10 protein-coding genes are annotated in these 12,501 nt (G+C 68.4%); 7 read left to right on the top strand and 3 right to left on the bottom strand.

The features are described 5' to 3' along the window. From waaA to AC6EI8_RS04440, 3 genes are all read right to left on the bottom strand, one after another. The coding region (gene waaA, locus AC6EI8_RS04450; RefSeq protein WP_498381383.1) for a lipid IV(A) 3-deoxy-D-manno-octulosonic acid transferase at positions 1-1,250 on the bottom strand (1,250 nt) is incomplete at its 3' end. Positions 1,251-1,252: 2 nt separating this feature from the next. Further along, positions 1,253-2,293 (bottom strand): lipopolysaccharide heptosyltransferase I, encoded by a 1,041-nt coding sequence (waaC, locus tag AC6EI8_RS04445; protein ID WP_226108627.1) that lies wholly within the window; start codon positions 2,291-2,293, stop codon positions 1,253-1,255. A gap of 70 nt (positions 2,294-2,363) precedes the next feature. Then, the gene (locus tag AC6EI8_RS04440) at positions 2,364-3,749 is read right to left on the bottom strand and encodes a phosphomannomutase/phosphoglucomutase (protein WP_498381382.1); all 1,386 of its coding nucleotides are present in this window, start codon (positions 3,747-3,749) and stop codon (positions 2,364-2,366) included. 370 nt (positions 3,750-4,119) lie between these two features. Between AC6EI8_RS04440 and AC6EI8_RS04435 the strand changes: the two genes are divergently transcribed. The 7 genes from AC6EI8_RS04435 to AC6EI8_RS04405 all read left to right on the top strand — a co-directional run bounded on the left by AC6EI8_RS04435 (position 4,120) and on the right by AC6EI8_RS04405 (position 12,471). Beyond that, positions 4,120-5,331 (top strand): glycosyltransferase family 4 protein, encoded by a 1,212-nt coding sequence (locus AC6EI8_RS04435; protein ID WP_498381381.1) that lies wholly within the window; start codon positions 4,120-4,122, stop codon positions 5,329-5,331. Between the two features lie 10 nt (positions 5,332-5,341). Beyond that, positions 5,342-6,658: an exopolysaccharide biosynthesis polyprenyl glycosylphosphotransferase gene (locus AC6EI8_RS04430; protein ID WP_498381380.1), complete on the top strand. Its 1,317-nt coding sequence runs from the start codon at positions 5,342-5,344 to the stop codon at positions 6,656-6,658. Positions 6,659-6,822: 164 nt separating this feature from the next. Next, positions 6,823-7,953: a glycosyltransferase gene (locus AC6EI8_RS04425; RefSeq protein WP_265633303.1), complete on the top strand. Its 1,131-nt coding sequence runs from the start codon at positions 6,823-6,825 to the stop codon at positions 7,951-7,953. Continuing rightward, positions 7,953-9,221 carry a lipopolysaccharide biosynthesis protein gene (locus tag AC6EI8_RS04420; RefSeq protein WP_265633302.1) on the top strand — a complete coding sequence of 423 codons (1,269 nt, stop codon included), beginning with the start codon at positions 7,953-7,955 and terminating at the stop codon, positions 9,219-9,221. Before AC6EI8_RS04425 ends, AC6EI8_RS04420 begins: the two co-directional genes overlap by 1 nt. Further along, entirely contained in the window at positions 9,211-10,332 is a 1,122-nt protein-coding gene (locus AC6EI8_RS04415; protein WP_498381379.1) for a glycosyltransferase family 4 protein, read from the top strand. Before AC6EI8_RS04420 ends, AC6EI8_RS04415 begins: the two co-directional genes overlap by 11 nt. Positions 10,333-10,558: 226 nt before the next feature. Beyond that, entirely contained in the window at positions 10,559-11,149 is a 591-nt protein-coding gene (cysC, locus tag AC6EI8_RS04410; protein ID WP_498381378.1) for an adenylyl-sulfate kinase, read from the top strand. A 98-nt stretch (positions 11,150-11,247) separates the two neighbouring features. Further along, positions 11,248-12,471, top strand: a complete 1,224-nt coding sequence (locus tag AC6EI8_RS04405) for a chondroitin 4-O-sulfotransferase (protein WP_498381377.1) — start codon at positions 11,248-11,250, stop codon at positions 12,469-12,471. Positions 12,472-12,501: the final 30 nt, after the last annotated feature.

Here is a 12,501-nt window from a genome sequence, read left to right as displayed (position 1 = left end):
GCGAAGGCGCGGGCCTGCGTCTGCATGCGGGCGAGCCGTTCGCGATCGGACAGCAGCACCGCGGCGGTATGCATCAGCTGCTCGGCGCTGTCGACGCGCAGGCAGGCGCCCGCGGCAATCGCATCGTCGGTGGCCTGGGCAAAGTTGAAGGTATGCGGGCCGATCAGCACCGGCGTGCCGACGGCGCAGGCCTCGATCAGGTTCTGGCCGCCCAGCGGCAGCAGGCTGCCGCCGATAAAGGCGACATCCGATGCCGCAAAATACATGGCCATTTCGCCCATCGAATCGCCCAGCAGCACGTCGGCCTCGATGGGCTGATCGAGCCCGTCCTCGCCCAGTGCACTGCGGCGCTGCAAGGTGAAGCCGGTCTGCGTGACCATCGCCGCCACCGCATCGAAGCGTTGCGGATGGCGCGGCACCAGCAGCAGCGCCGGCGGACGCGCCGTGTCCGAACCCTGGTCCCACACCTCGCCGCACAGCTTGCGCCAGCGCGACAGCGCGTCGAGCAGCATCGCCTCCTCGCCCTCGCGCGTGCTCGCCGCCGCCAGCACCGGCCGCGTGCCGAAGGCCCGGCGCAGCCGTCGTCCGCGTTCGATCTGCTCGTCCGATGGCTGCATGTCGAACTTCAGGTTGCCGGTCACGCGCACCGCCGCGACGCCCAGCGCGCGAAAGCGCTCGGCATCGGCCTGGGTCTGCGCCAGTACCTCGGTGAAGTCCGCATACATCGCCGCCGCGGCGCGACCGAAGCGGGCGGTACGGCGAAAGCTGCGCGGCGACAGCCGGGCATTGACCAGATACAGCGGCACGCCGGCCAGGCGCGCGCCGCGCACCAGGTTAGGCCAGACCTCGGTCTCCATCAGCATGCCGGCCTCCGGCCGGAAATGCGCCAGGAAACGCCGCACCAGCGCCGGCACGTCGTACGGCAGGTAGCACTGCACCAGCCGCGGCTCCTTGCCGAACAGTTCGGCGCCGGTCTGCCGGCCGGTCGGGGTCATATGGGTCAGCACGATGCGATGGCCGGGATAGGCGGCCAGCAGCCGCGCGATCAGCGGCTGCGCGGCGCGCGTTTCGCCAACGGAGACCGCATGGACCCAGATCCAGGGGCCTTGCCTCGGCAGCGCGTCGTAGCGTCCGAGCCGTTCGCCGACATGCTGCAGATAGCCGGGCTCCTTGCGCGCGCGCCATGCCAGCCGCGCCAGCGCGGCCGGCAGGATCAAACCCCAGGCCAGGTTGTACAGAACACGCAACAGCATCAGCCTTCCCGTCCGAGCCCACGCACGCGGCGCGCCGCCGCGTGGACTTCCTCGACCGTCGGCGCCTCGCCGTCGTCGCCGACATTGGCGATGCGCGGCGACCAATAGCCCTCGGTCTTCCAGCGCCAGGTCGCGGTATAGATTTCAACGGTCGGCCGGCACAGCGCCGCGGCGATATGCACGAGCCCCGTGTCGACGCCGACCACCAGTTCGGCGCGATTGATCAGGCCGAAGCCCTGCATCACCGTGAAGCGCGGCAGCACGCGCGAGCCCGGCACGCCCGCGGCGATGCGCTCGGCGGCATGCCGCTCGGCCTCGTTGCCCCAGGGCAGCATCACCGCCAGCCCCTCGGCGAACAGGCGCCGGCCCAGCTCATGCCAGTGCTCCAGCGGCCAGCGCTTCTTCGCGCCGGCGGTCGCATGGAAGCAGACCGCGTAGCGCGTCGGCAGGTCGGACCACAGCGGATCGTTGGCATGCAGCACGCGCGCCTCGTCGCCGAAGAAACGCGGCGGCTCGGCCGGGGCGACGCCGGTCAGCGCGGCACCGAGCAGGCGCGAGCGACGAACGGAATGGGTCTGCAGCGGGACCTGGATCGGATCGGTGTAGAACAGCCGCGCCGCCGGCTCGTACCCCGAGCCCTGCGTCGCATTGGCGAGTCCGATCACCGGCGCGCCCGCATGGCGGCGCGCGATGCGCGAGACCACCGCGGTCTTCAGCAGCCCCTGCGTCTCGATCACCGCGTCGTAGGCGTCCTCGCGCAGCGCGCGGCGGAACGCGCCCAGCTCGGTCCACACCGCGCCCGAGAACAGGCCCTTGCGCCAGCGCCGCAGCGCGAACGGAATCACGCGCCGCACCTGCGGCAGCAGGCGCACCAGTTCGACATAGCCCTCCTCGACCACCCAGTCGATCTCGCAACCGGGCCAGCGCGCGCGCAGATCGTGGATCAGCGGCATGTTGTGCACGACGTCGCCGAGGGAGGACACCTTGACCACCAGGATGCGCGGCCGCTCCGGCATGCGCACGCCCAGCGGGCGCGGCATGCCGGCGGTCTCGATCGCCTCGGGGGCGGCGCTGTCCTGCAACGGTACTGCCGGATCGACCGGCATCCGCTCAGAACGGCAGCTGGGCATCCGGCTTCTCGGCCAGGATCACGCGCTTGAACTCCGCCTGGATGCGGGCCAGCGCGGCGTCGTTATCGGCCTCGAAGCGCATCACCACCACGGGCGTGGTGTTCGACGGGCGGGCCAGCCCGAAACCGTCGGGGTATTCGACGCGCACGCCGTCGATCGTGATGACCTCGCGCGCGCCCTCGAACTTCGCATTGGCGCGGATCCTGTCCAGCAGCGTGAAGGGCTCGCCCTCGGCGCACTTGAGCTGCAGCTCGGGCGTGCAGATCGAATTGGGCAGCGCGTTCAGCACCGCGCTCGGATCGTCGTGCCGCGACAGGATCTCCAGCAGGCGCGCGCCGGTATAGAGGCCGTCGTCGAAGCCGTACCAGCGATCCTTGAAGAACACGTGGCCGCTCATCTCGCCGGCGATCGGCGCGCCGGTTTCCTTCAGCTTGGCCTTGACCAGCGAATGGCCGGTCTTCCACATCAGCGGCTCGCCGCCATGCTCGCGGATCCACGGGGCCAGCTTGCCGGTGCACTTGACGTCGTAGATGATCTGCTGGCCCGGATGGCGCGACAGGATCTCCTGCGCGAACAGCATCAGCTGGCGGTCGGGGAAGATGACCTGGCCGTCCTTGGTGACCACGCCGAGCCGGTCACCGTCGCCATCGAAGGCCAGGCCCAGCTCGTTGTCGGTCTCGCGCAGGCAGCGCATCAGGTCCTGCAGGTTTTCCAGATGCGCGGGGTCCGGATGGTGGTTGGGGAAGGTGCCATCGACGTCGCAGAACAGCTCGGTCACTTCGCAGCCCAGCGCGCGGAACAGATCGCCGACGAAGGCGCCGGCCACGCCGTTGCCCGCATCGAGCGCGATCTTCATCGGCCGCGCCAGCTTGACGTCGCTGACGATGCGGTCCAGATACAGCTGGCGGATGTCGACCTCTTGATAAGCGCCCGCGCCGCTGGCAAAGCGCTCGTCGACGATGCGCTGGCGCAGCCCCTGGATCTGCTCGCCGTAGATCGCCTTGCCGGCCAGCACCATCTTGAAGCCGTTGTAGTCGGGCGGGTTATGGCTGCCGGTGACCATGATGCCCGAGGTCGCGCGACGGCCGGCGAGTTCGATATTGGTGCCGAAGTACACCATCGGCGTGGCGACCATGCCGAGGTCGATCACGTCCATGCCGGCGGCGCGCAGGCCCTCGACCAGCGCCGACAGCAGATCCGGTCCGGACAGGCGCCCGTCGCGGCCGACGACTACCGCGGTCTCGCCGGCCTCGGCGGCAGCGGAACCGAAGGACAGGCCAATGGCACGGGCGACGTCGCGAGTCAGGGTCTTGCCGACGATGCCGCGGATGTCGTAAGCCTTGAAGATGGAGGAGTCGATTTGCATGCAGCTTCCTGGAAGTGAAGGGAGCGGGCGCCCCGCCGCGGGGCATGGAACCGCGGGACTTCGTGATCCCGCCATGTGCCCAGAACGGCGCGCCAAAACCTGTATTTTGCCGGATTGCGATCAGGCACGGCAGTTATAATCGGTTCGGCCGGGCAGTTCGGTGTCCTGACACACGCCATCGCACGCACGATTTGCTGCGCCGCCCGCCGCCATTCCCGCCGCCATTCCGATATCGCGCCCTCCTGCCACCGTGCCCCTGTCGCCGCGCTCGTTTCCCCATTCTCCGGCGCGCCGGTCTCAGCGCCGGTCCCTGCGTTGGTCCCTGCGTTGGTCCTTGCGTTGGTCCCCGCGTTGCGCCGAACCCGAGCGCTTGCCTGCCTCCGCCTCGGCGGCGGACCTGGGACAGGCCGAGCGGCCCCGCATCGCCTACCTGATCACCAATTCGGAGATCGGCGGCGCGCAGGCCCATGTGGCCACGCTGCTGGAGGCATTGGGCGAGCGCGTGGAAGCGATCGTGCTGGCCGGCGGCGACGGTCCGCTGCTGCCGGCCGCCGGGGCATTGGGCGCGCGCACGGTCCGGCTCTCCCGGCTCGACAACGCGTTGTCGCCGCTGCGCGCGATCGCGGCCTTGCGCGAGCTGATGAAGGCGCTGCGGCAGGCCGATCCGGACCTGATCCACGCGCACAGCGCCAAGGCCGGCGCCCTGGGCCGGCTCGCCGGCTGGCTGCTCGGCATCCCGGTCGTCTATACCGTGCACGGCTTCGGCTTCAAGGCGGCCGCGCCGCGCCGGCAGCGGATGGCGGCCCGCGTCGCGGAATGGCTTCTGGCCCCGCTGACCGCACGGCTGATCTGCGTGGCCCAGGCCGAGCGCGAACTGGCACGCAGCCTGCCGCTGCCGGCGCGGCGGATCGCCGTGATCCACAACGGCATTGCCGATGTGCCGGAACGCGCCGAGCCTGGCGCGCCAATGCATCGCATCGTGATGGTTGCGCGCTTTGCGGCCCCGAAGCGGCCCGATCTGCTGATCCGCGCCTTCGCCAAGCTGGTCGAGCTGGTCGAACGTGCCGAACGCGCCGGACGTGGCGATGGCGCGCTGGCCCGCTGCGAGCTGGTGATTGCGGGCGATGGCCCGCAACTGCCCGCCATGCGAGCGCTGGCACAACGCCTCGCACCCGGCCGAGTGGTGTTTACCGGCAACGTCGCCGCGGTGCCCGCGCTGCTGGCATCGGCGCAGGCCTTCGTGCTCGCCTCCGACCACGAGGGCTTTCCGCTGTCCATTCTCGAAGCGATGCGCGCCGGCCTGCCGGTCGTCGCCACCGACCTGCCCGGCATTCGCGAGCAACTCGACGACGGCCGTTGCGGACTGCTGTGCGCGGCCGGCAGCGTGCCGGCGTTGGCCGATGCGCTGGCGCGCCTGGCCGGCGATGCCACGCTGCGGACGTCGCTCGGCACGGCCGCACGCGAACGCTGGGCGCTGCAATATGGCGTGACGGCGATGGCCGATGCGACCTGGGCAATCTACCGCGAGCAGCTGCCCGCCGCCGCGCCTGCCAACGCGCCGCTCGCGCGGGACCGGGCCTGAGGGGATGCGCATGAACAAGGCATCGGGCACCGCCCGCCCCGCCCTGGCCATCCGCGCCCGTGGCTCCGAAACGATGCGCCGCGCCAGCCGGATGCTCGGCTGGGCCCTGCTCGGCCTGCTGCCGTTCGCGCTCAACATGGGACTGGCCGAGGCCGCCCATCAGGCCGGCTACGTGACGCACGTGTTCCCCCGCACGCTGCTGTGGTCGATCGCGCCGTATCTGCTCGCCTTCGTGCTGCTGCATCGCTCGCTGCATCTGCCGGCGATGGAAGGCAACAGCCTGGTCGGCCTGGCGGCGACCCTGCCCTTCGTCGCATTGCTGTTCGCCTTCGCCGCCTTCCAGATTCCCTATTCTCGCGGCGCGCTGCTGCTCGGCTACCTGACCACGCTCGCGTGGATCTGGGTCGGCTACCGGCGCTATGTGCAGAACTACGTGCCGGTGTTCGGCTACACCGATCCCGCCGCGCTTGCGCAGCTGCAGCAGCTGCTGGCGATGCCCGGCGCGCTGCCGCCGGGACGCACCCGCTTCGAGCAGATCGGCTCGATCGAGGAAGCGGTGCACTGCGACGGCCTGATGCTGGACCGCAGTGCCGCGGCCGATCCGGAACGGACCCGGCTGCTGGCGCGCTACAAGATGAGCCACGTGCGGATCTACTCGGTCGAGCGCGTGGGTGAGATGCTGACCGGCCGGCTGGGGCTCGACCATATCGACGAGAACTTCCTCGACGATCATGCCGCGCACTATTTCTACGGCTATCTGAAGCGAATGATCGATGTGGCCACGGTGCTGTGCCTCGCGCCGCTGGCCCTGCCCGCGGCGCTGGTGGTGGCGCTGGCGATCCGCCTCGATTCGCCCGGCCCGGCGCTGTTCCGGCAGGGTCGCGTCGGCCTGCTCGGCAAGCCGTTCACGATGCTGAAGTTCCGCAGCATGGAGACCGCGCCGCAGGACACCGCGCGCTTCGCCGCCCGGCGCGATCCGCGCGTGACCCGCGTCGGCCGCGTGATCCGCAAATACCGGCTCGACGAGATTCCGCAGCTGTGGAACGTGCTGACGGGCGACATGAGCCTGATCGGGCCACGACCCGAGCAGGTGCCGATGGTCGAGCGCTTCGCCGACACGATCCCCTATTACCCGTACCGGCATCTGGTGAGGCCGGGGCTGTCGGGCTGGGCGCAGGTCCAGCAGGGCTATGCGGGGACGCACGAGGAGACGGTTACCAAGCTCAGCTACGACCTGTATTACGTCAAGCATTGCAGCTTCGCGCTGGATTTGCTGGTGGCGGTGAAGACGGTGCGGACGCTGCTGACCGGGTACGGGGCGCGGTGATGCGGGCGCGTGGCCACGTTGTGGCGCCGGTGCCGCGGCTGTCGCCGGATGCGGCCCGTTCGTCGGGCTCGACTGACTCGCCGTTCGCGCCGGCCTCGTCCGCCTCGTCCGCCTCGTCCGCCTCGTCCGCCTCCACGGAATGGCCGCTGTTGCCGCGGTCGCCGATGCGCATTCTGCTGCTGACCACCGGCCTGCGCCTTGGCGGCGCCGAGCAGCAGGTCGCCGCGCTCGCGCGCCGCTTCGATGCACTGGGCCACGCGGTGGCGGTGGCCAGCCTGACGCCGGGATGCGAGGTCGCATTGCCGCCGGGCATCGAGACGTTGGATCTCGCCATGCGCAAGACGCCGTGGTCGATGGCGCGGGCCCTGCGGCAGATGCGCCGTTTCGTCCAGCACTGGCGGCCGGACGTCATCCACGCGCATATGGTCCATGCCAACCTGTTCGGCCGCGCCTTGATCGCGACCGGTCCGGCGCGCGCGATGCCGCCGCTGATCTGCACCGCGCACAGTGCCCGCGAGGGCGGCACGGCGCGCATGCTGGCCTATCGGCTGACCGATCGCTGGGCCGGCCTGACGACGCATGTCAGCGCCGAGGGCCGGGAAAGAATGATCACGGCTGGTGCGGTGCCGGCGGGGCGCATCGCGGTGATGCCCAATGGCATCGATACCGCACGGTTCCGGCCCGATGGCACGGCGCGGGCGCAGACGCGCTCGGCGCTGGGCCTCGATGCGGCCACCCCGCTGCTGCTTCATGTCGGACGACTCGTCCCCGAGAAGAACCAGGCTTTGCTGCTGGAGGCATTTGCCCGCCTGCCGTCGTCGCTTGCCTCCGCACAACTGCTGATCGCGGGCGACGGCCCCGAACGCGCCGCGCTGGAACGCCGCATTGCCGCCCTCTCGATCGGCGACCGCGTCCGTCTGCTCGGCACGCGCGCCGATATCCCGGCCCTGCTCAATGCGGCGGACGTGTTTGCGCTGTCGTCCGACATCGAGGGCATGCCGCTGGTCGTCGGCGAAGCGATGGCCTGCGGCTGCCCCGTAGTGGCGACCGATGCGGCCGGTGTCGCGCAGATGGTCGACGGCTTTGGCCAGGTCGTACCGCGCGGCGATGCCGACGCGCTGGCAGCCGCCCTCGCTCGCGCCCTGCGCGACGGACGCGGCGACATCGCACAGCAAGCGGCAAGGCATCGGCATATCGCGGATTCGCTCGGCCTCGAGGCCATCGCGGACCAATGGCTGGCCCGCTACGCCGCGCTTGCCGCTGCAAAGGCCCACGCACGCATGGGGACCGCCTGATGCGCAGACGGGTCGCCGGCAACCTGCTGTGGATGCTGACCGAGCGCGGGCTGCAGGTGGTCACCGGCATCGCCATCGTCGCGATGCTGGCGCGCGCGCTCGGCCCCGAAGGCTTCGCGCATTTCCAGTATGCCCAGGCCGTGGTCACGATCGCGGCGTCGGTCGCGCTGATCTGCGGCAGCGAAGTGGTGGTGCCGCGGCTGGTCGCCGATTCCGGCAGCACGGCGCAGCATCGCCTGCTGGCGCACGCCTTCGTGCTGCGCGCGTTCGGCGGCCTGCTCGGCTATGCGCTGATGTGCGGCTACCTGGCCGTGGCAGGCGCCGCCGCCGAGGTCTGGGCCGTGGCGCTGCTGCTCGGCATCGCCATCCTGCTGCGCGAACCGTTTGGCGTGGTCGGCGCCTGGATGCAGGCGCATACCAACAACCGGCCGGCCACCGTGTTCAGCCTGATTTCGCTGACCATCAAGGCCGGCATGGTGGCGCTGCTGTTCACCGCCGGCAGCCGCGCCGCACCGGCCTTCGCCAGCGCCTTCGCGGTCGAGGCGGTGGTGCTGGCGCTGCTGCTCGCCGGCTACTACCTGAGCCGCGTGCCGCACCGACGCATCGCGGTCGATTCCGCGCTGGCGGGTCAACTGCTGCGCGGCGGCACGCTGTTCTGGGCCAGCTTCATGATGATGATGGCCGCGCGCCGCGTCGATCAGCTGATCCTGCAGCCGCTGGTGCCGCTCGCAGACTTCGGCGCCTATGCCGCGACGATGCAGATCCTCGACAACTACGCGGCCGCGGCGACCATCATCGCGGCAGGCGCCGCGCCGGTCTATGTCTACGGGCAAGCGGATCCCGTGCTGGCACGACGCAATGTCGGACGCCTGGCGCTGCTGCTCGGCGCGGTGGGCCTGGCCGGCGCGGCGGTGATTGCCGCTGCCGCCGACTGGATCATCCATCTGCTCTACGGCGAACAGTTCGGCGCGGCCGTCGGGCTGCTGCGCGTCGCGGCATTCGCGACCGCGCTGGTGTTCGTCGATGTCGGCCTGACCCTGCTGCCGGTGTATCTGCGCAAGCCCGAATGGGTCGCGCTGAAATGGGCCGGCACGCTGGCGATGATCCTGATTTTCGACCTGATCGCGGTGCCGCGTTATGGCATCTGGGGTGCGGTCGCAGGGTATGCGTTGGCCAACGGATTCGCGGTCCTGATCGGGCTCGCGCTGTGGTGGCGCTGCCGGACGGCCACGTCGCTGCGGACGGCAAGGGCAGCGCATGAGCACTAAGCCGACCCTCTGCTTCCTGACCGGGACGCTGAACGCATTCGCCGGCGCCGAGCGCATGACCGCAGTGATCGCCAACGAGCTGGCGCGGCGCGGGTACACGGTGCATATCCTGAGCCTGTGGGACGCCGCGAGCTGCTTCGAACTCGAACCGGCGGTGCGACACGATGCGCTGTTCGCGCAGCGGCCTTCGTTCAAGACGCGGTATCTGTCGACGGTCCTCGGCATTCGGCGGTATCTGAAGCGGCATCGGATCGAGGTGCTGATCGAGGTCGATACGATGCTGACGTTGTTTACGCTGCCGGCATGCGTGGGCCTCGGCGTGCGCCGCATTGCCTGGGAGCACTGCAACTTCGACCAGGATCTCGGGCGACGGGCGCGACGGCTGGCGCGGCGGCTGGCGGTTCGCAGTTGCGAGCATGTGGTGGTGCTGACGCAGCGGGATCGGGAGAAGTGGGAACGGGCGCTCGGCGCGCGGAATGTGGTGGCGATTCCGAACGCGTTGCCGTTTGCGATGCCCGCCGAGCCGGCGCCGCGGACGTCGAAGGTGGCGTTGGCGGTCGGAAGGTTGACGTATGCGAAAGGCTTCGATGTGCTGTTGCGCGCCTGGAAAATCATTGCGCGGGAGCATCCGGATTGGCGGCTGGATATCGTCGGGGACGGGGAATTACGCGATGCGCTACTGCATTTGCGGGACCAACTGGACTTGTCGGAAAGCGTTCGACTCCTGCCGGCACGCCGCGATTTGCCGGCTCTGTACCGCGGCGCGTCGCTGTTCTGCCTGTCGTCCCGCTATGAGGGCTTCGGCCTGGTTCTGATCGAAGCCATGGCCCATGGCCTGCCCGTCGTGGCAACCGATTGCGAAACGGGACCCAGAGAGATACTGGGACCGGCGGCGCACGGGACATTGGTACCTGTCGACGACGCCGACGCACTGGCTCACGCCATTTGCCGAACCATCGCGAATCCGGACAACGCGACCCGAATGGCGGACCGTGCGATCGAGCGCGCCCGATATTACGAGGCAAACAGGATTGCGGAAACCTGGCTTTCGCTACTCGAACGTACCGAAATGGGCAGCGCGCACCAAAGCGGGGTCAAGCCTCAATCCTGATATTCGCGTGCTAACATTCGAGTCCAGAAAATAAGCAGTATCGAGTCCCTCGGCAATGCATTTGTTTAAATCTGCATTGCACGGCAATTAACACGGCAATATGGAGCGGCTGTCCCGGCGCGTTTTTATCCGAGCGTCCGACTCTCGGGCTGGCAGAACCATCCGCTCAGGCCGCACCGCGCAAGCTCCGCACGGTTTTTCCCGTGAGCCAGCGCCAATACCAACGATGACGAACGAAGCTCCCCCATCGTCCGATGCCAACGCGGTCGATGCTCCCCCGCCAATGCGTTCCTATCCGATCACGCTATGGCTGACCGGCCTGAGCGGCGCCGGCAAAACGACGCTGGCGAGGAATCTGCAGCGACGGCTCTACGACCGCGGCATCACGGCCTTGCGCGTGGACGGCGACGAACTGCGCGCCGGACTGACCAGCGATCTGGGCTTTTCCGCAGAAGAGCGTCATGCCAATGTCCGGCGTGCCGCTCATATGGCAAAGCTGCTGAACGATCAGGGCGTGCTGGTTCTCGCTTCATTGATTTCCCCCGCCGCGCGCGATCGCCAGGCGGCGCGGGAAATCGTCGGCACGGACCGCTTTGCCGAGGTGTACGTTCACGCGGACCTGGAGCGCTGCCGTCAGCGCGATCCCAAGGGTCTCTATCGCAAGGTCGCGAGTGGAGGCATTGCGCAATTCACCGGCATCAGCGCACCGTATGAGCCTCCCGCCGAGCCGGATTTGACCGTCGACACCACGACGACAAACGTCGAAGAATGCGTCGAAGTGCTCGCCGCCTTCCTGGACGGGCGTCTTTCCCGCTAGCGAAACGCTATCCACGCCTTTTCAATGACGAAAGGCGTTACCCATTTGCCAAGATTCAGCAATACCGGTTGCGGAAGGATCCATTTTCGCATCCCTGGATGAACGCCATGCACGCACCCATCTTTTTCATTCATCCGCCCAAGAGCGGGGGTTCCACCGTCATTTCCTTCTTCGAGCTGAATCGCGGCGAGCGCCAGTTTGTTCATTTCGAATGGGACCGTGAACCGGATTGGCGTACCAGCTTCGGCCGGCTGATGGAAACCGGAGTCGGCGGCGGCCATCATCCCTTCGGCATGCACCGGCTGCTGAAAAAACCGCTGGGCTACTGCACCATTCTCCGGGATCCGCTGGCGCGTCAGATTTCGCATTACTGGTACGCGTTCAATGGCAAGAATGGGGAGGTGGAACGCGGCGCCAGCGTATCCACGGTAGAGGCCATGGTCAGGCGCGGCGAAATTTCGCTCGACGAGTGGGTGGCAGGATCGTACGCCGGCAAGAACCTGTACGTTCACATGCTGAGCGGCGATCCGGCATTGAACGAGCACAGCCTCGACCTCGCCCGATATAACCTGCGGCAGCATATTCCCGTCGCGGGGCTGTGCGAGGACATGAGTGCATTTCTGTTGAGGCTGTGTGGAAAGACAGGGTATGGCCTTCCCTTCTACGCCGAAACCAACGTGACCAACCTGCCGGGCAGCCGCAAGCAACACCTCAGCGAGTCGGCGCGCGCAACATTCCTCGCCGACAATGCATGGGACTACGCGCTGTATCGGGAGGTCTGCGAGTCCAACGAGCGCGAGAAGGCAGCGGGTGGCGAGCTGTTCGACAAGGCGTTGGCCCTGGTCCGTACCGTACAGGCCGAGCTGAACAAGGTGGAAAACCCGCACGCGCATGCGTCGATGATCTTCGGCTACGACCACACGCATCTCGGCAAGCTGCGCGATATCGCGCAGGGTTTCGACCTTGGCCCGATCCGCGACTATATCGAGCATTGCCGGCAATCGAGTGCCGCGCCCGCCGACATGTACGAGGGCTTCGTCGATGCCGTGCGGGAAAACAGTGTCAGCGGCTGGGCGATCAATCTGACATGCCCCGAGCGACCGGTCTCCATCGAGGTGTGGAGCGCAGACGAAGTGGTGGCGACCGGAACGACCGGCCAGCCACGTCCGGATGTCGCTGCCGCTGGCTATGGCAGCAGCAATACCGGCTTTTCCATCCCGCTCCCCGAACTACACGGCACGACCTTCCACGTGACTATCGCGGGCGCTCTCGATCGCCTTCAGAACGCGGGACCCTGGCGCCAGGGATGGCATATCGGCTAGCAGCCCTGGGTTCCTGCGGGCCGCGACGCG

Source organism: Cupriavidus sp. R6-3 (assembly GCF_059772245.1).
This window is presented reverse-complemented; position numbering and strand designations above follow the sequence as displayed.

Bases quoted from the DNA above. Each gene is read 5' to 3' on its own strand.
- waaC (WP_226108627.1), bottom strand. From the start codon at position 2,293: ATGCCGCGCCCGCTGGGCGTGCGCATGCCGGAGCGGCCGCGCATCCTG.
- AC6EI8_RS04440 (WP_498381382.1), bottom strand. From the start codon at position 3,749: ATGCAAATCGACTCCTCCATCTTCAAGGCTTACGACATCCGCGGCATC.
- AC6EI8_RS04430 (WP_498381380.1), top strand. From the start codon at position 5,342: ATGAACAAGGCATCGGGCACCGCCCGCCCCGCCCTGGCCATCCGCGCC.
- AC6EI8_RS04425 (WP_265633303.1), top strand. From the start codon at position 6,823: ATGCGCATTCTGCTGCTGACCACCGGCCTGCGCCTTGGCGGCGCCGAG.
- AC6EI8_RS04420 (WP_265633302.1), top strand. From the start codon at position 7,953: ATGCGCAGACGGGTCGCCGGCAACCTGCTGTGGATGCTGACCGAGCGC.
- AC6EI8_RS04415 (WP_498381379.1), top strand. From the start codon at position 9,211: ATGAGCACTAAGCCGACCCTCTGCTTCCTGACCGGGACGCTGAACGCA.
- cysC (WP_498381378.1), top strand. From the start codon at position 10,559: ATGACGAACGAAGCTCCCCCATCGTCCGATGCCAACGCGGTCGATGCT.
- AC6EI8_RS04405 (WP_498381377.1), top strand. From the start codon at position 11,248: ATGAACGCCATGCACGCACCCATCTTTTTCATTCATCCGCCCAAGAGC.